This is a genomic window from [Actinomadura] parvosata subsp. kistnae, from assembly GCF_900323885.1.
In the GTDB taxonomy this organism is placed as follows: Bacteria; Actinomycetota; Actinomycetes; order Streptosporangiales; family Streptosporangiaceae; genus Nonomuraea; species Nonomuraea composti.
The window spans coordinates 70,060-91,998 of record NZ_OOHJ01000006.1 but is presented as its reverse complement, the minus strand read 5'-3'; the positions used below and the strand labels follow the sequence as shown (position 1 = coordinate 91,998).

The window sequence follows — 21,939 nt, the reverse complement described above, 5'->3', positions numbered from 1 at the left end:
TCGCCAAGGTTTCCTCCACTGCCGTCGTCCCGCCCCATCGCCACCGGCGTACACGCCGCGGGCGCCACCGGCGTGTTGTGGGGCCCCCTCTGCCTCCTGGACTTCGGCGCCTGGATCGGGGTGGCCGCTTTCGCGCTGACGGCCGCGGTCGTGACGCCGGTACGGATCCATCGCCGGACCGGCGGCACGGACGGGCGCATCCCGCTCCAGGCGGTCGCCGGTGCCGTGATCGGTGTAGTGGCAGGAGGCTGCGTCTCCTTCGTGATCCGCGGCACCGGTCTCGATCCGGCGGGATGGACATCCGTCGGCCTGTTCGCCTATGGGCGGCCGGAGGACGCGCGCTTCACGGCCCGGGCGTCGAAGCGGGGGAAGAACATCTCCTTGGCGCCGACCTTGACCAGGGTCTCCGTGACCTTCCCCTTGAGGTCGGTCACGCCGTAGCCGTCGCGGACGGGCAGCAGCAGGTGCTCCTCGTCGTACCAGCCGAAGACGGGAAAGCGGTGGGCGACCTTGATGCGGGTGACGGCCTTGCCGGTGGCGGTGTCCCAGACGCAGGCCGAGGACTCCAGGGCGTGGCACGCGGTGAGGAAACGCCGGCCGGAAGGGGAGAAGGTTCCCAGGCCGTGGTCGGCGGGGCGGCCGCGTACCTTCCAGGTGCGCTGCACGACGCCGTTGAGGTCGTACTGCCGGATGGAGGACCTGCCGTTCTTGCCCCAGCGCACGACGACGCCCTTGCTGTCGCGGGTCCACTGGAACCCACCGATGGTGATCAGCGCCTTTTCGATGCGGACGAAGCGGGCCTTGAGCGAGGGTACGTCGATCAGCACGATGCCCTCCGACCGGGGTTCCGCGCCGGGCGCGAAGACGTTGAGTAGCAGGGTGCGGCTGTCCGGCGACCAGGTGGGCCACAGCGTGTTCAGGTACTGGCCCTGCCCGGTGGGGTCGGCCTCGACCGGCAGTTCAACCTCGGTGGTCCTGCCGGTCTTGCGGTCGGCCATGCGGACCGCGGGCGGGCGCTTGGGACGGTACTGGAGGTGGATGGCCTGCCAGCGCTCGTCGGGCGAGACGGTGACTGCGGCGCTTCGCCCACCGTCGCCAACTGAGACGCTGGTCAGGCCGTTGATCGTGACGAATGCCCGCTTCTCGGGATCCCAGGCTCGCTGTCCCGGGCGGGAGCCCCGCCTGGCGAGGTACCTGTAGAAGCTGAGCTGGACGGGACGGCCGCTCATGTCGGCCACGAGCTTGGCCGTCGTGCCGGGCAGGTCACCTGGCGATGGTTGCGCGGGCGGCGCGGCGAGCACGGCTGCCAAGGCCAGTGCCGCTCCCGTGTGCAGGATCATGATCCCTCCGCGATCACGGGCAGGTGGGTGCCCAGGAAGCCGATGGATCGGCTCCAGACGGCGGCGGCCGCTTCGGGGTGATAGAACATCGGCGCCTCGTGGTTATGGAAGGCGTGCCCCGCCTCCTCGGCGACGTACACCTCTACATTCGCCAGGTCGCGGGCCGCCTCCTCGACCACGGCGACGCGGTCGCGCGGGATGTACTCGTCCTTGCCGCCGAACACCAGCAGCAGCGGCGAGCTGATCGTGCTCATGTCGCCCGCGGCGGCCGGGACGGTGGAGCCGTAGAAGGAGACGACCGCGTCCATCGTGTCGGCCAGCGCGTAGTTCAGTCCGCCGCCCAGGCAGAAGCCCACGGAGCCCACCCCGCCCCGCACCTCCGGCAGGGCGCGCAGGTGGGCGAGGGCGAGTGCGGAATCGGCCACTCCCTGGGCGAAGTCGAAGTCGCGCGACAGGTCGAGCGCCTCGGCCACGCCCTGCTCGGAGTGATCGCCCCGCCAGTTCCGGCGGATCCGCCAGAACAGCTCGGGGGCCAGGACGACATAGCCCAGCTCGCTCAGGTCGCGCGCGACCTTCTCGATGTACGGGCCCACGCCGAAGATCTCCTGCAGGAGCAGGATCCCGGGGCCGGTCCCGGAGGCGGGCAGCCAGATGTAGGCGTCGAACGAGCCGTCGCCGGTGGTCAGGGTGTCGATGCGGGTTCGCATCCTCAGATGTTCCAGGCAGCCGCGGCGCCCCCGAATCCGTCAAGCGACTGGATCTTGCACCCGCCGCCGGTCAGGCACGCCCGGCGCGGGTGGCGTTCGTCGCCGCGGCGGCCAGCATCAGGACGGCGGCCAGGTAGGGCAGGCCGGCTGCCCCCCACGCCTCGAGGGCGAGTGCCCCTACCCCTCCGGACAGCGACACGGCCAGGTAGACGGCCGACTGGTAGAGCGAGGTGACCAGCCCGGCGCCTGGCCCGGCCAGGCTGATGACGAGATGTTGCTGCGGCGTCGTGACCGAGAACGACAGGAACCCGACGACCACGATGGTCACCACGGCCGTCCCGAACGTGCCGCGTCCGAGCGGGATGAGAGCGAAGGCCGCGGCCAGGGCGAGCATGACCGTCACGACCACGCGGCGGGGGCCGTGCCGGTCGGCGAGGTGCCCGGCGGTGAGGTTGCCGGCCGTTCCGGACAGGCCGTAGACCAGCAGCAGGACGGCCAGCCCCGAGCCGCCCGCCCAGGCGGGCGCGAAGATCTCGCTGACGTAGGTGTAGGGCAGGTAGATACCGGTGAAGGCCACCACGGTGACGCCCAGCAGGGTGACGACGCGCCGGTCGCGCAGCGGCGCGAGGAAGGCGCGCAGGTCGCCGTCGCCCCGCCCGGCCGCCCCGGGCAGGCGCAGCCAGATGGCGGGGGCGGCGAGCAGGCCGAGCGCCGTGACCAGCCACATCGCGGCCCGCCAGTCGGCCAGGCCGCCGATCAACGTGCCCAGCGGGGCGCCGAGGACCAGCGAGGATGTCACGCCGAGCATCACGAACGAGATCGCGCGGCCCCGTTCCCGCTCACCGGCCAGCAGCGCCGCCGTCGCGCTCGCGGTCGCGGTGAACAGCGCGGCTCCGGCGGCGGCGACCGCTCGCGAGCCGAGGACCAGGCCGTACGACGGGGCCAGCGCGGTGATCGCATTGCCCGCCGCGAACACCGCCAGAGCGGTGACGAGCACCCTCCTGCGCGGCCACGAGGCGGTCAGGGCGGCCAGCACCGGTGCGAGCACCGCGTACGAGGCGGAGAACACGGTCACGAGCTGGCCGGCGGCGGCCACGGTGACGTGCAGGGACGTGGCGACGGCGGGGAGCAGCCCGGCGACGACGAAGCCATCGGTGCCGACCGCGAAGGCGCCGAAGGCCAGCACCGCGGCGTGGAGGCGCCAGCGCGTGCGCGGGGCGGTGCGCGAGGGCGAGGTCACGATACCTCCTCCGATATACGTCGGAAATTACGACACTCATCGTAATAGAGCTACGATGGATATCGTAAAACAGGACGGTCATCGGACATGACAGGGGCGCGATGGAAACGTGGATGGCACAGCCCGACCTCGACGAGATCGACGTAGCCACCGTGCTGCAGGCGCTGGCCGACCCGATGCGGCTGCGCATCGTCCGGCTGCTCGCCGAGGTAGAGGAGTCCACCTGCACCGCACTCGATCTACCGGTGAAGGTCTCGACGGTGTCACACCACGTCAACATCCTGCGCCACAGCGGCCTGGTCTCCACCCGGATCGACGGCACCGCCCGCCCGAGCCGCCTGCGCCGCGACGACCTGGAGCGCCGCTTCCCCGGCCTGCTGTCCGCCATCCTCACCGCCACCCCGCCCAGACCCCAGCGGTGAGGCGGGCTACCGCTCGTACACCGGATTCTCCGTCTGCGCCAGCGCCAGCGCGGGAGTGAACACCGCACGCCAGGTGCCGCCCATCTTCTTCCGCCCCCGGTGGATGCCGTAGGCGGTGCCGCCCCAGTACCACGGTCCGCCGCTGTCGCCGCCCCGCGTGCCCGCCTTGGTCATCGCGGTTAGGCCGCACGCCACGCCCGAACAGATGTTGACCTTGTAGACCTTGGCATGCTTGGAGCCGGTCGTCCGGCCGAAGTTGGCGATCTTGATGCCTTTCACCGGCCGCTTCACCTGGTCGACGTAGCGGGTCTTGTTGTAGTCCCAGAAATACGTCCTGGCCGCGGTGTAGGAGCCGCGGGTGTACCAGGCGAAGTCGCCGAAGATGTTCTCGTTGCCGCCCTTCCACTTGATCGTGGTGTAGGCGGAACTGCCGTGATTCAGGTAACGCAGCGTCTGTCCCCGGCCGCAGTGCTCGGCGGTGGAGACGCCGTAACCGCCGTCGCGCAACTTGACAGTGAACGCGGTGGTGCAGATCCCGTCGTCAGGGAGATCCAGGTAACCGCCGCCTCTGACGTACGCCTCGGTGGCCTGCTCGACCTGGTCGACGACGTTGACGTCGATCTGGATGGGGGAGCCGGGCACGGGGACCGGCTGCAGGTCGCCCTTCAGGTGTTGCCGGGCCGCCGCGGTCAGCCCCGCCTGCGGCTGTACCTCGATGGTCACCACGCCGGTCTCGACGTCGTAGTCGCCGCCGGTGTCGGCGACGAGGTCCGTCCGGGCCCGGATGCCGTAGTAGGTGTCGGTCAGCGTCCTGTTCAGCTCGGCCTCGGAAAAGCCCCTGTCGGCGATGACCCGGACGCCGGCGGGGACGCCGGACGCGCGTGCGAACGCCTCGGCGGGAGGGGTGCCCTTGAACGCTACCCACGCGGCCCCGTCATCGGTCACGGCGGCGCCGGCGTACTCGTCCGGATAGGTGTCCTGCAGATGGTTGGCGAAGGTGACGAAATCCTCCTGCCAGCCGTAGCGGGCGGTGGCCTCCTCCAAGGTGAGGCCCTCGTCGGCGGCGACGGTGCCCAGATCCTGCGCCAGCGCCGCCTGCTCGTCAGCGATGGTCGCGACATCCTCGGGCTCGGCCTGCGCCGGCACCGTGGACAAGGACAATCCCGTGACGAGCGCCACGGTGATCGTCAACGTACGACAAGGCATGGATTTCCGACCTTCCTCGAGTCGTTGCTGCCGATGGTCGGCGAACGCACGGGTGAGGCGAATCAGTCACGCGACGGTACTTGCGCGAGCTCACCGGCGCTCGTCCGGCGCGTGCCCCCGCAGCAGGCCGGGCGCGACGCAGGCGAGCACGCCGGCGGCCAGGGCCGCAAAGCCCGTCAGCGCGATACGCGCACCGGTGTGCTGGGTCGCCACGCCGAGCCCGATCACCGGGATCGACATGCCGACGTAGGCGGCCAGGAACAGCGTGGCCAGCACGCCCGCCCGGTCGCGCCCGTCCTCCGCCTGCGCCATCCCCGCCGCCACGCTGACCTTGAACAACAATCCCGCGCCGCCCCCGCACAACACCCCGCCGATCAGGAACGTCACCAGCTCCGACGCCCAGACGGCGACGGTTCCCAGGGCGAGCCCGCACCACAGCAGGACCAGGGACGGCACGACCGGGCGGGTGCGCCGCAACCAGGCCGAGGAGAGCTGGGTCGCCGTGCCCGCGGCCAGGACCGCGGACACCGCCAAACCTGTGAGCGCGGGCGATCCGCCGCGGCCGATGGCGGCCAGGACCGCGGGCGTCATGCCCACATAGAGGCCCAGCACCGCGAACGCCAGCAGATTGCCCCACACGGCAGCCCAGAACACGGCCCTGCCCGACTCCGGCACCGCCGGCCGTTGCGGGCGGTATCGCCATCCGGGCAACGCGGGCCTGACGTCCGGCGCCAGCCGCAACCCGCCGAGGCCCAGGGCCAGCAGCGCCGCGTAGACCAGATAGGGCAGGACGAGCGGCGCCGGTCCCCACTGCGCCAGGACCCCGGACATGAGCGGCCCGGCGGCCAAGCCCCCGAAGTTGGCCGCCGTCCCGGTCCTGGCCGCCCGGTCCCGGCCCGCACCGGCATACAGGTCGGCTAGGAAAGCGCTGGCCGCAGGGGTGAGGAGACCCACGGCCAGCCCGGACAGGACTCGCGCGACCAGCAGCCCCGCCAGGCCCGGCCACAGCACGAACGCCGCGACGCCGAGCGCCTGCACCACCACCGAGACGACCAGTACCGGCCGCCGCCCCACGCGATCGGACACCCGGCCGGCCAGCAGCAGGCTGGCCAGCACGCCCACCGCGTACACGCCGTAGACCAGCGTCGCGGTCGAGACGCCGAACTGGTCGCGCTGCTGGTACAGCGGATACAGCGGCGTGGGCACGGTGTTGGCGGCCATCCCGGCCGCGTAACAGGCGCTGACCGCCGCCACGGGCCGCCACGTTCTGGACACGGCACCCACTGTGGAGACATCATCGATCTCCGTCCAACATGAAAACCCGATGAGCTGAGCAGAAACAGAGATGGACTTCCGCAGGCTGGAGCACTTCGTCGCCGTCGCCGAGGAGCTGAACTTCACCCGTGCCGCCGCCCGCCTGCACATCGTGCAGTCCGGCGTCTCCTCCTCCATCAAGGCGCTGGAACGCGATCTCGGCCTGGCGTTGTTCGTACGCACCACCCAGCACGTCGAGCTCACCCCCGCCGGTCACGCCCTGCTCCACCAGGCGCGGCGCATCCTCGACGACGTCGCCGCCGCCCGCCAGGAGCTGGCCCGTATCCGCAGCGGCCTGACCGGCACACTCAACCTCGGCATCCTGTACGGCTACGCGCCCACCGGCATCGCCACCCACCTGGCGCGCTTCCGCGCCGGACACCCCCAGGTCGCCATCCACTTGCAGGGCACGGGCGCGCACGATCTCGCCGACCACGCCCAGCGCCTGCACGACGGCGACCTCGACCTCGCCTTCCTCCTGGTGACCTCGGCCCTGCCCGGCCTCGTCCTGCACCCGATCGGCACCGAGACCATCCTGCTGGCCTGCCACCCCGGCCACCCCCTGGCCGGGCGCGACACCGTCGGGCTGGCGGAGCTGAACGCCGAGAACACGATCGACTTCCCCCTCACCTGGGGCGTGCGCTCCGCCGTGGACGCCGCCTACGCCGCGGCCGGCCTCAAGCGGCGGGTCACCTTCGAGATGAACGACCTGTCCACCATCCTCGACCTGGTCCGGCACGGGCTGGGGGTCGCGTTCGTGCCCGGGTTCCTGGCCCGCGACGCGTCCGGCGTGCGGTTCCTGCGGGTACGTGACCTCCCGGCCGAGTTCGAGGTCGCGCTGGCCGCCTCCGCCTCCCGCCCGCTGGGCCCCGTCAGTCACGCCTTCCTCGAAACGGTCCTGCGGCCGGGGTCCTGAGACCAGTCACGTGACAGATTCGCCCGCCCCGGTCTCTGGGGGAAGGTTCCTGCATGCATGCCGCGCCCGCCGAAACCCGCGTCGAGGATCCGGATTCATGGCGGATGTGATCGTCGACCCCCGGGTGCCGCCGAAAGACGCCCAGTCGCTGAGGGAGAGCCGGGACGTCCTGCTCAAGTCGCGCCGGGGCTGGACTCCCGGGCTGCGACGACCGTCCCGACGCGGCCAGTACCTCATGATCGCGGCGTTCGGCTTGGCGGCCATCCCCGGCGTGCTGCTGATTCTGGGGCTCACGGGCCTGGGCCTGTTCCTGCTGCCGCTCGTGCCGCTCGCCTTCGTCCTGCTGATCGCGTCTCTGATCGAGTGTTTCCGTCGGCCGAAGGATGAGGATGACGAGTTCGAGCACGAGCGGAAGTTGTTCTCGCTGCTGCGCTGCTACGAGGGCCACTATGTGCTCGTCGAGGATCTCGACGCGTCCGCCGGGCGCCTGCTGACCCGCGCCCGGCGCGCCATCTTCGTCGTCACCGCCTCCGAGGTCAATGCCAAGGGCCTGCTCGATGACGTGCGCAACGCGGTGATGCTGCCCGCGCAGGAATGGGAGATCGCTCGCCTGCTGGCCAAGCTGTCGGCCGTGCGCGCCATGCACGGGGCAACCGTCTCGCAGGGGCTCACACCCGAGGCCGAGGCTGTGGTCCTGCCGCTCACTCGTGCGCTGGACCTGAGCGAGGAGGCGGTGCTGGCCCGCGTGGAGGCGCTTGAACGGTACGCCGCTCACGTGTCCGAGGCCGACCGAGCGTTCCAGGCCCGCCTTCAGGTCGAGGAGCTGCGCGGGCGGGTGCACCAGTACGAGGAACTGGTGGCCGAGACGGGGGCCGACGCGTTCGCCGTACCGGAGCTGGAACGCCTGGCCGTGGACGCCGGCCTGCTGGAGCGGGCGCTGCGGCGGAGCGTGACCTCCGCCCAGGAGGTCTTCGGCCACCTCGACCCCGAGCCCTCCGCCCTCAGGGAAGGGAGCGGCTGGAGCGGGACCAAGGGTTGACCTACAGGAGGCGGCCCTGGTGTCTGGCGTCACTGGTGCGAGCGACGCGCTCGCGTACACGGCCACGGCCGGTCAACAATGAGGAGAAACGTGCCAAGAAGAATGTCCCTGTTCACCACCGCCCTCGTGGCGATGGCAACGCTGTTGACCGCTCCGATGGCGGGAGTGGCCGGCGCGGCGACGACCGGAGAGGACGTCACCGACGAGATCGGCAGGCGCGGCATCACCTGGGGGCCGTGCGAGGAGGAGCCGAGCGTCGAGTGCGGCACGCTGGCCGTGCCGATCGACTGGTCCCGGCCGTACGGGCCGACCGTCGCCCTGGCCGTGGCCCGGCGCAAGGCCACCGACCCGTCCGCCCGGATCGGGTCCCTGCTGACCAACCCCGGCGGGCCGGGCAACTCGGGAGTGAACGACATCCTGCGCCCCTCGGGCTTCAGCGAGGAGATCCAGCGGCGCTTCGACATCGTCAGCTACGACCCGCGCGGCGTGGCCCGCAGCGGCTCGGTGACGTGCTCGGCCGCGGTCTACAACGAGATGCCGTACCCGGTCATGACCAGCCAGGCCGACTACGACAAGTGGGTGGCCTTCGACCGCAAGCTGCGCGACGACTGCCGCAAGCGGACCGGCCCGCTGTACGATCACCTCGACTCGGTCAACGTGGCCCGCGACATGGACGCCATCCGCGCCGCGCTCGGCGAGACCAGGCTGACCTCCTACGGCGTCTCCTACGGCACGCTCGCCCAGCAGATGTACGCCGAGCTGTTCCCGCACCGCATCCGCGCCATGATCCTGGACAGCAACATGGACCACAGCCTGGACGTCAAGGCGTTCCAGGTCACCGAGGCGGCCACCGTCCAGGACAGCTTCGAGGAGTTCGTCGCCTGGTGCGAGCGCAGCCAGGAGTGCGTGCTGCACGGCCGGGACGTGCGCGCGCTGTGGAAGAGCCTGCTGGACAAGGCCGAGCGCGGCGAGCTGCTGTGGCCGGGCGACGGCCGCCCGGTGCCGGCCCACAACCTGCTGTGGCTGGGCGTGATCATGAACGAGGCGCCGTCCTGGCGGCTGGAGGCCCAGGTGCTGCTCGCCCTGGACGGCGGCCCGGTGCCGGACGACATGCCGGGCCCGCCCGGCAACTGGCAGGTGGGCGGCGAGACCGCCGAGCTGCCGACCGCGATCCTGTGCCAGGACTGGAACCTGGGGCTGCGCGACTACGCCCACTACGCCGAGGTGATGAGCGCCTCCAACGCGGTCGCCCCGGACATGCGCTACAACCCGATGCCGATGGGCGACATGCCGATCTGCCAGGGCCACCCGGTCGGCAACCCGCAGCACCGGCTGCGTTACCTCGGCAGCACCCCGCTGCTGGTGGCCACCTCGAAGCACGACCCCGACACCCCGTATGAGTGGTCGGCCAACGTGGCCCGCCAGCTCGGCTCCAAGGCCACGCTGCTCACCTACGAGGGCTGGGGCCACGGCGTGTACGGCATGACCGAGTGCACCACGAAGGTGATGGACGGCTACCTGATCTCGCCGGCCACCCCTGTCACGGCCAACCGCTGCCCGGCGGAAGAGCCCTCAAGGCTAGCCCGGGCTGCGGCGATCCGCGGGACGCACCTGTGGTGAACCAATCGATCAGAGGTTCTGCGCCGGCGTTCAGCCTTCTCCCCGGCACCATCGTCGCGCCGGGCGGCACCCTCGAACTGCGCGACGTCTTCATCAGCACGGGCGAGGCCGCGTTCAGCCATCGCGGCGAGCTGAACACCGGCGAGAGCCGGCAGCCCTCCGACGAGCAGACCTTCCGCAGGATCGCCGCAGGGTAGCCGCGGCCTCCAGGCATCGGCCGTGCCGCGATTCGCCTCCTCGCACAACACCCCCGGCCGGAAAACGCTCTTCAGTCATGAATTCAGGCCCGGGATCGAGGAGCCGCTCACATGTCACCACGGGCAGGGGCCGCTGCCGCGCGTTCCCGATGGTCGGGTGTCGCACGACTGTCGGTGGCCGCGGCGGCGGCCGGTGTGATCGTCGCCGCCATGGCCCTGCCGGTGGTCGGGGGCCCCGGGGCGCTGTTCGTCTCCGCGTCGGAGAGCCTGGACATCAGGCCCGAAGAGCTTGCCGAGCCTCCGCTGGCGGAACGCACGACCGTCCTGGACGCCAAGGGCAACGAGATCGCCTGGTTCTACGAGCAGTACCGCGAAAGCGTCACGCTCGACCGGGTGGCGGACGTCATGAAGACGGCCATCCTCTCCATCGAGGACTCCCGCTTCTACGAGCACGGCGCGATCGACATCGAGGGCACCGCCCGCGCCCTCGCCAAGAACCTCGCTTCCGGCGGCATCGCCCAGGGCGGCTCGTCCATCACGCAGCAGTACGTCAAGCAGGTGCTGCTCAACTCCGCCAGCACCGACCAGGAGAAGAACGCGGCCCTGGAGGCCAGCTACGCGCGCAAGCTCAAGGAGTTGCGGTACGCGCTGGCGGTGGAGGAGAAGTACACCAAGGACCAGATCCTGGAGAAGTACCTCAACATCGCCTACTTCGGCGCGGGCGCGAACGGTGTGGAGGCGGCGGCCAGGCGCTTCTTCGGCGTCAGCGCCTCGGAGCTGACGCTGGCCCAGGCGGCCACGCTGGCCGGCGCCGTGCAGCAGCCCTTCGCGACGGACCCCAGCCAGGGAAAGGAGCGGCGGGAGAACCTGCTGGCGCGGCGCAACGTGGTGCTCGACCGGATGGAGGAGCTGAAGAAGATCACGCCCGAGCAGGCCGCCGCGGCCAAGGCCGAGAAGCTGGGTTTCAAGGGCACTCCCATTCCGGGCGGATGCGAAGAGAGCAAATATCCGTACTTTTGCCTGTACGTCCGTAGCGAGGTGCTCAGCAATCCCGCCTTCGGCGCGACGGCACAGGCCAGGAGCCAGCTCCTGAACCGTGGCGGCCTGACGATCCGCACCACCCTGCAGCCCAGGATGCAGAAGGCCGCCGAAAGCGCCATCAAGAGACGCGTGTTCGCCTCCGATCACCCGGTCGCCGCGGAGGCACTGGTCGAGCCGGGCACCGGCGCCATTAGAGCGATGGCCGCCAGCCGCAGGTACGCCGACGACCCGGGCAAAGGAGAGAGCTCCTACAACCTGGTGGCCGACCGGCAGCACGGCGGCGGCACCGGCTTCCAGGCGGGCTCCACGTTCAAGACGTTCACCCTGATCACCGCCCTGTCGAAGGGCATGAGGATCAATGAGGGGTTCTCCGTGGGCGGCGGCTACACCGCGCCCTCCTACTCCTCGTTCAAGAACTGCAAGGGTCAGAACATCGGCGACCCGTCCCACACCGTCACCAACGACGAGGGCGGCGGCGGCTTCCTGACCCTGGCGACCGGCACCTGGAAGTCGGTGAACACCTTCTTCGTGCAGTTGGAGGGCAGAGTGGGCCTGTGCGACACGATCAAGACGGCCAAGTCGCTGGGCATCAAGCGCTCCGATGGTCTGGACCTGACCGAGTACGAGACGTTCACGCTCGGCACGAACGAGATGGACCCGGTCACGGTCGCCACCGCGTACGCCGCGATCGGTGCGCGCGGCAAGTACTGCAAGCCGATGGCCATCACCAGGATCACCGACCGCGAGGGCAAGGTGACGCGCTACAAGTCCGACTGCGAGCAGGCCCTGGATCCGGAGGTGGCCGATGCCGCGGCGAACATCCTGTCCGGCGTGTTCACCAAGGGCACGATGAGCGGGGTCGGCGGCATCGGCCGGCCCGCCGCCGGTAAGACGGGCACCACGGACGCGCAGGCCACGGCCTGGTTCGCCGGGTTCACCCCGGACCTGGCGGGCGCGGTCAGCATCGGCGACCCGCGCGGCGCGCAGGACCACAAGCTGAACGACGTCACGATCGGCGGCCGCTCCTACGGCTCGGTCTTCGGCGCCACGATCCCCGGTCCGATCTGGAACGACACCATGATGGCCGCGCTCAAGGGCACCCCGAAAACCCCGTTCACCCCGGTCAACAGCGCCCGCTTCGGCGGCTGCGGCTCGAACTGCCGGCCGGTGCGGCCCGCCGAACCCCGCGATGAACCCCATGACGAGGGCGGTGACGACGGTGCCGGGCGTGGCGGCGAGGGCACCGCCCCGCCAGCGACAGATGACGGAGGATGACGGACGACTCCGGTGACGGGCAGGGCTTCGGGAGCATGAGCGGGAAATCCCCGGTGATCATGACCGGTCACGTGACAGATGCGGCCGGTCGGCGCCGGCTCCTGATGTTGGAGTCCGTCCGGGAACCCCGGCATTCAGTAGGACTCAGTACGAGCTCTCGCAGTTCGACATCCGCACCACCGAGGCCGCGCAGGACATCCTGATCGGTGCGTGCATGCGCGAGCAGGGGCTGACCTGGCTGAGCCTGCCCGCGCCTGTGGCCGCGGGGACGAGGCCGCCCCACACGGGCCGCTACGGGATCATGGACGCCGGAGACGCCACCCGCTACGGCTACCGTCTGCCGTTGCCCACGCCCGCGCAGGCGCGCCGCGACGCCGTGTGGGCCTCTGGGGAGAAGCTCCCGCCCAAGGAGAAACTGGCCCTCGACGGCGCGCAAGGTCACGACGGCGGCTGCCGGGGTCGCGCCCGCGCCCAGGTGACGGGCGCGGCGCCCAGGACTGGCTGGAGCCGCTCAACCGGTACTCCTCGCAGGCGTTCGAGGCGGCCCAGCGCGAAACCGAGGTTGTCGCCGTGATCCGGAAGCGGAGCGCCTGTATGAAGGAGGCCGGTTACCGCTGTCCCGGCCCGTTCGAGGCGTTCGGTGACGCCACGTGGTGGAAGACCGCGCAGCCGTCGGAGCGGGAGCGGACCGTGGCGCGGGCGGACATGCGCTGCAAGTAGCAGACGAACCTCATTCCGATCTGGGCCGAGGCCGACGCCGTGTCCAGTTCGGCGTCATCGGGCAACACCCTGGGGAGTTCCGGAGGATGGCGGAGGCGAATAAGGCGCTGCTCGACCTCGCCCGGGAACCCCTGCGGCAGGCGTAACGGCGTCAGATCGGCCTCATGACCGGGCGGGTCGGAGATCTCGATGCTGTGCCGCCGCTTGTCGAACGCGCCGGCCGTCTGCGCCCAATGGGAGCCTCCAGAGTGACGATCGGGCACACGGAGGCGTCGGCCGGCGCCGCCATGTGGGCGTCGCCCCGGTCGAGGCCGCAGCGGCCGAGCACCGACGCCAGCGTGGTGCCGTGCTCCGGCCCGCGCAGGCCGGCGATCGTGAGCTGCTCCATGGTGGCGATGCCAGCAGCAGGTCCGTGGCGTCCTCGGAACCGGAGTCCAGGACGGCGGCGACGACGGACTTGACCATCGGCTGGCTCTGCTCGTCCCAGCGGGCGACCCTCTCCATGAGGTTGAGGTCACCGCGCGAGTTCCGCCAGGACGCCAGTGATCGGGGACGCCGTCATGCCCTCGGGCGCAGCCGGGTACGCAGCCGCCGGTGAGGCCGCCGTGAGCGCACCGTGCGGCGGAGGCTACCGGTCGGCGGCCGCGGCCGTGCCCCCAGGACCGGTCATCCGACAGATACGGCGTCGTGCCCCGGCCTGCCACGCTGTGGACGTTCGTGACGGTGGTACCCGCCGGCACGATGCCGCGGCCGTGAGGGGGACGACATTGAGCAGGCGGGTGCGTGCCGCCTCCGCGCTGGTACTGGCCGGTCCGGCAGCCCTCGCCGGAGCCCTGGGGTTGTGGCGGATCGACGGGCCCTCCTACTGGGCCGACGAAGGCGTGTCCGTGTCGATCGCCAGCCGTCCGCTGGCTGACCTGCCGGCCATCCTGGCGCACATGGACCTGGTGCACGGCCTGTACTACGTACTGCTCCACCTCGTCGCCTCGATCGCGGGCACGGACGAGATCGCCATGCGGTTGCCCTCCGTGCTCGCCACAACCGTGGGAGCGGCCGTGCTCGCCGCCCTCGGCCGCCGGCTGCTCTCTCCAGCGGCGGGACTGCTCGCCGGGCTGATCTACGCCCTGCTGCCTGTGGTGAGCCGGTATGCGCAGGAAGCTCGCCAGTACGCGATGGTGAGCGCTCTGCTGATCAGTACCACGTACCTGCTCGTGGTGGCGATCGGCAGCGGACGGGATCGCCGGCACCCGCGGCGGCCTACACGGTGCTGATGACGGTCGCCGCCTGGTTGCACCTGTATGCGTTGTTCATCCTGCCGGCCCACGGAGCCGTTCTGCTGTGGCGGAGGTCGTCGCCGGCGGTGTGGCGGCGCTGGATCGCCGCCGCCGCGATCGCGGGCACGGTCGTGGCTCCGCTGGCTCTGGCGGCTCGTGCTCAGTTCGGGCTGGTCTCCTGGATTCCCCGGCCGGACCTGGCGACCGTCCGGCACCTGGGTTGGTTGATCTTCGGCGGAAACCCTGTGGTGATCGCCGTCGTTCTTGCGCTCGCGGTCGCGGGCGTGTGCCGGCGACGCCCGCGGCCCGTACCGTGCGGGACATCCGCGACGACGGCCGGTCGTGCGACGCCGGATACCAGGGCCGGCGCCATGGCAGGGCCACCACGGCCGGCACAGCTGTCGACCCGGCTTTCGGCACAGCCGTTGAAGCCGCTCGGCGTCACTCTCGGCTCTGCCCCATCGGCCGCCTCGGCGGGGCGTCCCGCTCTGGCCCGGCTCACTGTGCCGATGGTCGTCCTGCCGTGGCTGCTGATTCCCGGCGGGTTGATGGTCGCCATCTCGCTGAGCGTTCAGCCCATCTTCTACCCGCGCTACACGCTGCACAGCGTGGCCGCTCTCGCCCTGGCTGCCGGGCAGGGATCACCCATGTCGCCGCTTGGGCGGGCACGCGGGTGCCGGCTGCCCGTCAGGTGCTCCCAGCGGCGGTGCTGGCCGTGCTCGTCGTGCTCACAGGACCGGCACAGGCGGCCATTCGCCTGCCGCTCAGCAGGACGGACAACCTGCGCGGCCTGGCCGAGGCGCTCCGGACGCATGCCCGGCCCGGTGACGGCGTGCTCTACGTTCCCGCCGGCAACTGGATGTCGACGCTGCCCTATACCGGCTCCGTCGCCGGGCTGGACACATGGAGCCTGCACGCCGACCGGTTCTTCGGCGAGTTGCCGCCCGCACAGCTCCGTCGTGCGGCCGGGCGGATGGCCCGTGTCTGGGTGGTGGAGGGGGCGACGAGCTACGGCAACGCGGTGGAGATGCGCCAGGACAGGCGGTTCCGGCGGACCGCCCACTGGTCCTTCCGCACCAGGCAACTGTCGTTGTACGAACGGGTCGCGCAAGTGCGGTGACCGCACCGGACAACGTCCGGGAGCCGGATATCGAGAACCTGACCGCGCCGGACGATGGGGCCCGTGCCTGCCCTCATCGAAGGGGCTGGCCGGGTGCGCGCGGCCGCTGGGCCGCGATCGCCGGCAGGGCCACGGTGCCCGCCGCCAGGATGGCGTTGCTGGGCAGGTCGAGCGCCGGCTCGGGCTGCCGCTCTCCCGGCAGGGGATGAGCTCTCAGGGAGAGCGAGTGTCAGGCGTGGGTGAGCGTGGTGCTGACGGCGAGCGCGCGCCGGTGGGCCTGCGTTCAGTTCGTGTGGCGTGACCAGTGGAGCGCCGTGACGGCGACCGCGGTGAACAAGGACGGGTGGAGCAGGACGCTGGCTGAACGGTTATGGGTGCTCGATGCGGACCTGGGGGCGGCATTCGATCGGCTCAGCCACGATCACCTCCTCGCCTCGCTGGGGACCTTCCCCTCTCGGTGGCCGGTCGGCCGGTGGCTCAAGATACGCCGACGACCTGCTGGTCTTGTGTCACTCTCGTGACAGGCTGAGCTGGTCACGACGTGCCTGGCCGTCTGGCTCGATTCCCGGGGTCTGGCCTTCAGTGAGGCGAAGACGCTGATCGCCCACCTGGACGACGGGGTGGACGGCGGACGGTGTTCGACGACCTCGCCCGATTGCTCAAGGGCACGGGCTGGCGACGTCATGATCGAGTGTTCGCGAGCAGCCCGGCAGGAGGCCGGCGGCAAGTTCCGCGGGGTCGTCCGGCTGGCGCGGGAGCTGACCTGCCGGGCACCGGCTACCCGAGCTTCTCCAGAGGAACGGCGCTGACGCTGAACGGCAGCTCGGGTTGCCTGTCGGGGTCCTGGTCGAGCTGCGCGTTCACTACCAGCAGCCGGTTGTAGAGGACCGCGGCGGTGGTAGGGAAACGGAAGGTGGTGTCGGTGTAGGAATGCACCACGCGCGCCTTGACGGTGCCCAAGGTGAGGGTGTCGAGCCGGTCCGGGGCGGAACGCGTGACGACCAGCCGCTTCCCCGTGAAGGTGAGGCCGTCACCTCCGGTCAGCGGCCCCTGCTCGACCGGCACCTCCGTCACCCGGCCGCCGGGCAGGGCGATGGCGAACAGCTTGCCCGTGTTCGACTGGACGGTGAGCAGTGAGCGCCGCCCGGGGGCGAGGGCGATGCCGTTGAGGTTGAAGCCCTCTTGGTAGCGCACCGTCGTCCGAGTCAGGTCGAGGAAGCGTTCCGCGGAGGCTGGCGTGGCGGACGGCCGGATCTGGCCGGCCGGCAAGCGCCACAGCACCGGCGTGCGGGAGTCGGTGAAGTACGCGTTCCCCGCGGGGTCCAACGCCACGTCGTTGACCAGCACGTCCTCCCTGAGGCCGGTGTCGAAGCGGCGGACCAGGGATCGGGTCCTGGTGTCGTAGACCCACATCTGGCCGGTGGCGCCGCCCGCCACGTACAGCCGGCCACGCGGGTCCAGGCGCAGGCCCTGCGCTTGCGTGCGCCCATCGGCGCCGCCAGGCAGGAAGACCTCCAGTCGCTGGTAACCGGCCCGGCCGCGGTAGATGGTGCCGTCGTAGGCGCTGCTGACGTAGAACACGCCGCGCGCCTGGTCGGCGACGACCCCTTCGGGGAAGACCCGCTCACCCGCGATCGTGTACGAGAAGGTGTACCGGCGGGGGTCGGCATGGGCGGGACCTGCCGACACGCCCGCCAACACCGCTGTCACCACGGTGGCCGCCGTCACCCGCCATCGCCTCAGAGTCTCCACGAGACGAGTACGCTACGCCGCGGGGGGCTCGCGCGAATCCGTTCGATGACTGGCCGGGTACGGGCCTGGGTGAGGCCGTCTCTCCGTGACGTGGACGGTCCGGCCGATCAGTGGGCGACGACGAACAAGATCTACAAGGTAAAGGCGGTCGCACTGGTGAACTGACAGCCAACCGTCAGTACACAGCCCGCGCCAGAAGCCGCCCCATCAAGGCAGAGCAGGAACAGCGGGTGCGGCGTTCGTCCAGCCGGCGTGCAGGACGAGATCAGTGTTGTCGACGCCCGGCCGTTCGGCCTTTTGCGCGTCCGAGAGCAGGACCATGCCGGCGGTGTCGACGATCAGCCGCCTCGTGATCTTTCCCTGCTCGTCCTTCGGACCGGTGGCCTGCCGCTGGTCGATCGACAGGGCGGTGCCGTTCCTGCCCAGGTCGTCGCGTGCGGCGCCTTCGGCGTGCACGCCGGGCAGCGTCAGCAGCACCTGGTAGGCCGCGGCGCGGACCTGTTTCGGCGCTGGGAGGCGGTAGAGCAGGTCGGGCAGCAGGCCGGCGATGAAGGAATCGGTGTCTCTGCCGGCTCGCACCTGAGCGGCCTTCGTCAGCCAGGCCTTCAGCGCGGCCGGGTCGGCGGGCAGCCGCTGCACCTCCTCGTACGTCAGGTACTGCCCGAGGAGGAAGAACTGGGTGTTCTGGCCGCGTATTGGGGTGACGTGGCCCCTGGTCGGCCGGGTGGACAGCACCACGGTCTGGCCCACCACGTCGCGGGTCCACTTGGCGGGCGAGCCGTCGCGCTGCCACGCCTGGCGGTCCTTGGCGCTCTTCGGGTATGCCCCCGCTTCGCGGTACCCGGTCCAGCCCCTGCCGTCCGTGGTGTGCCACTGCTCGATGAGCCGCTGCTGAACCACCCAGTACGGGTTCGCGCGGCTGCCGACCTGCCGGAAGTTGTCGCGGCGGGACAACACCCTGGTGTGCCAGTACGTGCCCTGCGGCGTCGACGCGGCCGCCAGCCGCGTCACCGGTGACTCGGCCAGGCCCGGCAGCGCCGGCAGCGCGGCGGCAGCCACCGCCAGGCACGTCCCGGCGACGATCAGCCGCCGCCCCGGTGCGGTCGCCAGCTTCATGTGCATCCTCCGTGATTGCGATGTGACGCCTCTCACTACGCTCGGGCGCCCCTGAAGGTTGCCTGTGACACACGAGCAACCTTGCGGACTGCCGAGGCGTATAAGGGGGCGTGAAACGGGAGACAGCGCCGTGAGCGGCGGCGCGGAGGATGACTTCGGCGCGTTTGTGGCGGCCAGGGCCACGACCCTGCTGCGGCTCGCCCACCTCGCCTGCGGGGACCGGGCGGAGGCGGAGGACCTGCTGCAGACGGCGCTGGAGCGTACCTACAGGAACTGGAACAAGGTACGGCACGACAGCCCCGAGCCCTATGTGCGCCGCGTGATCGTGAACACCGCCATCAGCCGGGCCCGCCGCCGGGCGATCCTGCGGATGATCCCGGTGCGTGTGCTGCCGGACACCCCCGCGCGCTCGGACGACGTGGACCTGCGCGAGGTGCTCATGGACGCGCTGCGCGCGCTGCCGCCCCGGCAGCGTGCGGTGGTCGTCCTGCGGTATTGGGAGGACCTCAGCGAGCAGCAGACGGCGCAGGTGCTCGGCTGCGCGATCGGGACGGTCAAGAGTCAGTGCTCGAGGGCGCTGGTCAAGCTGCGTGCGGCGCTCGGCGAGGAGTCCGTGGAAGGAGTGGTCGGCCATGGCCGCGCTTGAGGACCGCATCCGCCACCTGATGGCGGAGGAGACCGCGGGGCTGCACGTCCCGCCCGACCTCGGGCTGCGGGTCATGCGATCCGCCAGGCGGAGGAGGAGGCGCAGCGTGCTGGCCGCGCTGGCCACCACCGTGGCCGTCGCCGGCGCCGCCCCCTTCTATCTGGCGGCGGTCGCGGGCTCCGGGCCGGCGCCGATCGTCACCGAGACACCGCCGCCCCCGCCCGCCGTCGACGACCTGCCCCCCACGGGCAGGCCGACGCAGAAGGATCTCGGGGACCTGGGCGACGGGAAGGCGTTCGGGCATGTCAAGGTGGGCTATCTGCCCGAGGGGCTGCGGTGGCAGAACTGGTCCGTGGACTTCGGCGACAGCTATTCGACCGGTTACGACTACAAGGGCGACAAGCACGGCTTCTACTGCGTCCAGATCTACGTGTTCGAGGACGAGGCCGTGCTGGAGGTCGACGACCGCATCAGCATTCACCGGCAGGAGGGAGAGGGGCAGGAGGTGGTCATCGGCGACCGCACCGGTTACATGGTCGTGCAGAACGTCGGCGAGGACGGCATGAAGGGCACTCCCACGCTGTTCCTCGACATGGGCGAGCGGCGGCGGGCCGAGATCTCGTTCAGCCCGGTCTACGCCAAGGACCTGCGCACCTCCGAAGCCGTCGACCGGGAGCTGCGCAAGATCGCCGAGGGCCTGACCTCGACGGACTGACGAGCATGAGGGCGTGCGGGCTTCATCGCTCGGGCACGTAGATCCAGAAGTCGGCGACCAGGGCCGCGCTGGGCGCCGGGAGCGGCCGTGGCACCTGCAGGCACCAGAAGGGATGGGGCTCGTCGCCGTACCTGGCCGCCCAGGCGGCCGTGACGCCGGGGAAGTCGTGTACCGCGGTGACGAAGTACTGGGCGCGGAGCGCGCCGGCCATGGATGTGCCGGCGGCGGCGCACAGCGCGTCGGCGTGGTCGTAGATCGTGGCGGCCTGGAGGTGACCGGCGTGGGCGAGGCCGTCCAGGGCCGGTGAGAGTCCCGCGCCGGCGACGGCTCCGTCCGCCGTCACTGCCATCAGGCCCGAGGGCAGGAGCAGGTCGCCCGCCCGGACGCAGGGGCCGAGGGCGGCGCCGTGCGGCAGTCCGGCCTCGACGACCGTCTTGTGTCCGGCCGCCTCGTTCCGCAGCGCGACGAGGTTCATCTCGATGCGTCCTTGGGCGATGCGGAAGGCGGCCGCCGGGACGACCGTGAGCGCGCACGGGATGCCGTTCAGGTGCTCGGACCAGACTTCCAGGAACTCCGGCAGGTCGTCGCCGTCGCCGAGGAAGACCTGCGCCTTGACGACCGTCTCCCACGACGACCCGGCCGCCTCCAGGAGCGGGGTGAGCTGGTGGGCGATGAGGTGCTCGGTCTGGCGCCGGATCGCGCTCGCGCCCCAGCGCATGTCCGGCGGGACGGCGGCGCGCGGGTCGAGCCTCTCGCCGGACTGGCTGGCCATATGGCCGGAGACGAAGACGAACTCCCCGCACGTCACCGCAGGGGGGACCCCGTGCCCGCCGGCTTCGGTGCCGGGCGGGTGGACGGCGGCGACGTCGAGTCGCGCGTCCGGGTGGGCGGCGATCAGGCCCGCCGAGACGGAGCTCGTCGCGGCGAGACAGCGATCGACGACCACGGACGTGCTGGCCGGGAGATGATCCCCGACGGCGTGCCGCCGGGCGCGGTGGTAGGGGTTGACCGCGTCCGGGCTGGTGTAGAACTGGTCGACGCGCACGCTCCGCGACCAGTCCGTGCCCATCTCGCCGAGCAGCCGCCGTAGTTCGGCGATGACGGCCTCGCCCTCGCGGCGGCGGCGTGACTCGCCGATCTTCGGGGCGTTCCCGCCGGTCGCGCCGGTGGCCGGGTCGATGGCCTCTTGACCTGTGACGAACACCCATGGCCCGGCCTTGACGGCGGGCGCGTGGCGGATGGCCGTCCCGGCGAGGTGCGGGACGACGGCTTTCACGACCCCTTTCATGATCTGGTTCATGCTCGCACCTGTCCTCGCGCGCCGGCCGCGACGACGGGGTTGCGCAGCTCGCCGATTCCCTCGACGCCGACGGTCACGACGTCGCCCGGTCTGAGGAAGATCTGCGGGTCGCGGGCGTATCCCGCTCCGGCGGGCGTGCCGGTTGTGATCATGTCGCCTGGGCGGAGCCGGTACCACTGCGAGAAGTAGGAGACGAGCCGCGCGATGCTGAAGATCATCTCTCCGGTGCTCGCCGACTGCATGACGGTGCCGTTCACCGTGGTCGTGAGTCGCAGGTCGTGCGGGTCGGCGATCTCGTCCGCCGTGGTGAGGACCGGCCCGCACGGGAGGAACGTCGGGAAGAGCTTGCCGTTGATGGCGCGCCCCCAGCCCTGCAGGACGTCGACCTTGCCCGTGGCGGCGTAGAACTCACCGGCCCAGTCGCGCGCGGAGACGTCGTTGGCGAGCGTGTATCCGGCGACGTACGCCATCGCCTCGTCCTCCGGCACGTCGTGGCAGGTGCGTCCGATGACCACGGTCAGCTCGCCCTCCCAGTCGACCATGTCGGGGAACCGCCGGGGCAGGACGATCGGGTGGCCGTGCCCGGTGAGCGTCTCGCGGACCTTGATGAACGCGTACGGGAGTTGCGGCGGGGCGACCTTCCGCATCTCCTGGAGGTGCGTGCGGTAGTTCATGCCTGTCGACAGGACGAGCGCGGGGTCCGGGACGACGGCGCGCAGCGGCGTGACGGCGTACGGGGTGAGCGCGCCCGCCGCGCGCAGGCGCTCTTGTTCCGTGTCGTCGGCTTCGATGGTGGCCACGATCTTTCTCAGCAGGCCGAGGGTCTCCTCGCCGCCTTCGAGGATGCCCCGCACCGAGGGCGGTACCCGCCGGGTGATCGGGCCGGATGCGGTGGCGGTGAGGTCGAGGACGTCGCCGGTGCCGAGCAGCGCTCCGGCGTGGCCGTCTGCGCCCGCGTCGATGGTCAGCAGTCTCATGC

At 71.0% G+C, this 21,939-nt stretch carries 22 protein-coding genes; 12 read left to right on the top strand and 10 right to left on the bottom strand.

Annotated features, from left to right (window positions below; all coding sequences use genetic code 11):
* Nucleotides 1-317: 317 nt before the first annotated feature.
* The 3 genes from KIS93_RS04050 to KIS93_RS04040 all read right to left on the bottom strand — a co-directional run bounded on the left by KIS93_RS04050 (nucleotide 318) and on the right by KIS93_RS04040 (nucleotide 3,287).
* Nucleotides 318-1,340, bottom strand: a complete 1,023-nt coding sequence (locus tag KIS93_RS04050; protein ID WP_186403636.1) for a TolB-like translocation protein — start codon at nucleotides 1,338-1,340, stop codon at nucleotides 318-320.
* The gene (locus KIS93_RS04045) at nucleotides 1,337-2,047 is read right to left on the bottom strand and encodes a dienelactone hydrolase family protein (protein WP_186403635.1); all 711 of its coding nucleotides are present in this window, start codon (nucleotides 2,045-2,047) and stop codon (nucleotides 1,337-1,339) included. The genes KIS93_RS04050 and KIS93_RS04045 overlap by 4 nt, the downstream gene beginning before the upstream one ends.
* Before the next feature lie 70 nt (nucleotides 2,048-2,117).
* Nucleotides 2,118-3,287, bottom strand: coding sequence for an MFS transporter (locus KIS93_RS04040; protein WP_222107229.1), 1,170 nt, complete (start codon nucleotides 3,285-3,287; stop codon nucleotides 2,118-2,120).
* Between the two features lie 113 nt (nucleotides 3,288-3,400).
* On the opposite strand from KIS93_RS04040, the gene KIS93_RS04035 reads away from it, so the two are divergent.
* Nucleotides 3,401-3,709, top strand: a complete 309-nt coding sequence (locus KIS93_RS04035; RefSeq protein ID WP_240973605.1) for an ArsR/SmtB family transcription factor — start codon at nucleotides 3,401-3,403, stop codon at nucleotides 3,707-3,709.
* A 6-nt stretch (nucleotides 3,710-3,715) separates the two neighbouring features.
* Here KIS93_RS04035 and KIS93_RS04030 read toward each other — a convergent pair whose 3' ends face one another.
* A complete protein-coding gene (locus KIS93_RS04030) occupies nucleotides 3,716-4,900 on the bottom strand; it encodes a chymotrypsin family serine protease (RefSeq protein ID WP_186403634.1) in 1,185 nt (394 codons plus the stop codon).
* Between the two features lie 105 nt (nucleotides 4,901-5,005).
* A complete protein-coding gene (locus KIS93_RS04025) occupies nucleotides 5,006-6,190 on the bottom strand; it encodes an MFS transporter (RefSeq protein ID WP_186403633.1) in 1,185 nt (394 codons plus the stop codon).
* Between the two features lie 70 nt (nucleotides 6,191-6,260).
* On the opposite strand from KIS93_RS04025, the gene KIS93_RS04020 reads away from it, so the two are divergent.
* The 7 genes from KIS93_RS04020 to KIS93_RS67250 all read left to right on the top strand — a co-directional run bounded on the left by KIS93_RS04020 (nucleotide 6,261) and on the right by KIS93_RS67250 (nucleotide 13,037).
* Nucleotides 6,261-7,145, top strand: coding sequence for a LysR family transcriptional regulator (locus KIS93_RS04020; RefSeq protein ID WP_186403632.1), 885 nt, complete (start codon nucleotides 6,261-6,263; stop codon nucleotides 7,143-7,145).
* 97 nt (nucleotides 7,146-7,242) lie between these two features.
* Nucleotides 7,243-8,184 (top strand): hypothetical protein, encoded by a 942-nt coding sequence (locus KIS93_RS04015; protein ID WP_246005170.1) that lies wholly within the window; start codon nucleotides 7,243-7,245, stop codon nucleotides 8,182-8,184.
* Between the two features lie 132 nt (nucleotides 8,185-8,316).
* The gene (locus KIS93_RS04010; RefSeq protein ID WP_186403631.1) at nucleotides 8,317-9,804 is read left to right on the top strand and encodes an alpha/beta fold hydrolase; all 1,488 of its coding nucleotides are present in this window, start codon (nucleotides 8,317-8,319) and stop codon (nucleotides 9,802-9,804) included.
* Nucleotides 9,801-10,001 (top strand): hypothetical protein, encoded by a 201-nt coding sequence (locus tag KIS93_RS04005; protein WP_186403630.1) that lies wholly within the window; start codon nucleotides 9,801-9,803, stop codon nucleotides 9,999-10,001. Before KIS93_RS04010 ends, KIS93_RS04005 begins: the two co-directional genes overlap by 4 nt.
* A gap of 111 nt (nucleotides 10,002-10,112) precedes the next feature.
* Complete coding sequence (locus KIS93_RS04000; protein WP_186403629.1) at nucleotides 10,113-12,317, top strand: transglycosylase domain-containing protein; 2,205 nt, start codon at nucleotides 10,113-10,115, stop codon at nucleotides 12,315-12,317.
* 214 nt (nucleotides 12,318-12,531) lie between these two features.
* Nucleotides 12,532-12,891 (top strand): hypothetical protein, encoded by a 360-nt coding sequence (locus tag KIS93_RS03995; RefSeq protein WP_186403628.1) that lies wholly within the window; start codon nucleotides 12,532-12,534, stop codon nucleotides 12,889-12,891.
* Between the two features lie 20 nt (nucleotides 12,892-12,911).
* Nucleotides 12,912-13,037 carry a hypothetical protein gene (locus KIS93_RS67250; RefSeq protein WP_281261942.1) on the top strand — a complete coding sequence of 42 codons (126 nt, stop codon included), beginning with the start codon at nucleotides 12,912-12,914 and terminating at the stop codon, nucleotides 13,035-13,037.
* Between the two features lie 151 nt (nucleotides 13,038-13,188).
* On the opposite strand, the gene KIS93_RS03990 is transcribed toward KIS93_RS67250, so the two are convergent.
* On the bottom strand, nucleotides 13,189-13,425 hold the full coding sequence (locus KIS93_RS03990) for a hypothetical protein (RefSeq protein ID WP_186403627.1): 237 nt from the start codon (nucleotides 13,423-13,425) through the stop codon (nucleotides 13,189-13,191).
* A gap of 391 nt (nucleotides 13,426-13,816) precedes the next feature.
* Here KIS93_RS03990 and KIS93_RS03985 point away from each other — a divergent pair, with 391 nt between their 5' ends.
* Nucleotides 13,817-14,308, top strand: a complete 492-nt coding sequence (locus KIS93_RS03985; RefSeq protein WP_186403626.1) for a glycosyltransferase family 39 protein — start codon at nucleotides 13,817-13,819, stop codon at nucleotides 14,306-14,308.
* A gap of 676 nt (nucleotides 14,309-14,984) precedes the next feature.
* Complete coding sequence (locus KIS93_RS03980) at nucleotides 14,985-15,431, top strand: hypothetical protein (protein ID WP_222107228.1); 447 nt, start codon at nucleotides 14,985-14,987, stop codon at nucleotides 15,429-15,431.
* A gap of 777 nt (nucleotides 15,432-16,208) precedes the next feature.
* On the opposite strand, the gene KIS93_RS03975 is transcribed toward KIS93_RS03980, so the two are convergent.
* Both KIS93_RS03975 and KIS93_RS03970 read right to left on the bottom strand, forming a co-directional pair.
* Nucleotides 16,209-17,183 (bottom strand): SMP-30/gluconolactonase/LRE family protein, encoded by a 975-nt coding sequence (locus tag KIS93_RS03975; protein WP_186403624.1) that lies wholly within the window; start codon nucleotides 17,181-17,183, stop codon nucleotides 16,209-16,211.
* Between the two features lie 207 nt (nucleotides 17,184-17,390).
* A complete protein-coding gene (locus KIS93_RS03970; RefSeq protein WP_186403623.1) occupies nucleotides 17,391-18,299 on the bottom strand; it encodes a hypothetical protein in 909 nt (302 codons plus the stop codon).
* 130 nt (nucleotides 18,300-18,429) lie between these two features.
* On the opposite strand from KIS93_RS03970, the gene KIS93_RS03965 reads away from it, so the two are divergent.
* Both KIS93_RS03965 and KIS93_RS03960 read left to right on the top strand, forming a co-directional pair.
* Nucleotides 18,430-18,945 carry a SigE family RNA polymerase sigma factor gene (locus KIS93_RS03965; protein ID WP_186403622.1) on the top strand — a complete coding sequence of 172 codons (516 nt, stop codon included), beginning with the start codon at nucleotides 18,430-18,432 and terminating at the stop codon, nucleotides 18,943-18,945.
* Nucleotides 18,932-19,660, top strand: coding sequence for a hypothetical protein (locus KIS93_RS03960; protein ID WP_186403621.1), 729 nt, complete (start codon nucleotides 18,932-18,934; stop codon nucleotides 19,658-19,660). Before KIS93_RS03965 ends, KIS93_RS03960 begins: the two co-directional genes overlap by 14 nt.
* A gap of 22 nt (nucleotides 19,661-19,682) precedes the next feature.
* Here the strand turns inward: KIS93_RS03960 and KIS93_RS03955 are convergent, their stop codons facing one another.
* Entirely contained in the window at nucleotides 19,683-20,960 is a 1,278-nt protein-coding gene (locus tag KIS93_RS03955) for a RidA family protein (RefSeq protein ID WP_186403620.1), read from the bottom strand.
* Nucleotides 20,957-21,937, bottom strand: a complete 981-nt coding sequence (locus KIS93_RS03950; protein ID WP_186403619.1) for a fumarylacetoacetate hydrolase family protein — start codon at nucleotides 21,935-21,937, stop codon at nucleotides 20,957-20,959. The genes KIS93_RS03955 and KIS93_RS03950 overlap by 4 nt, the downstream gene beginning before the upstream one ends.
* Nucleotides 21,938-21,939 lie beyond the last annotated feature (2 nt).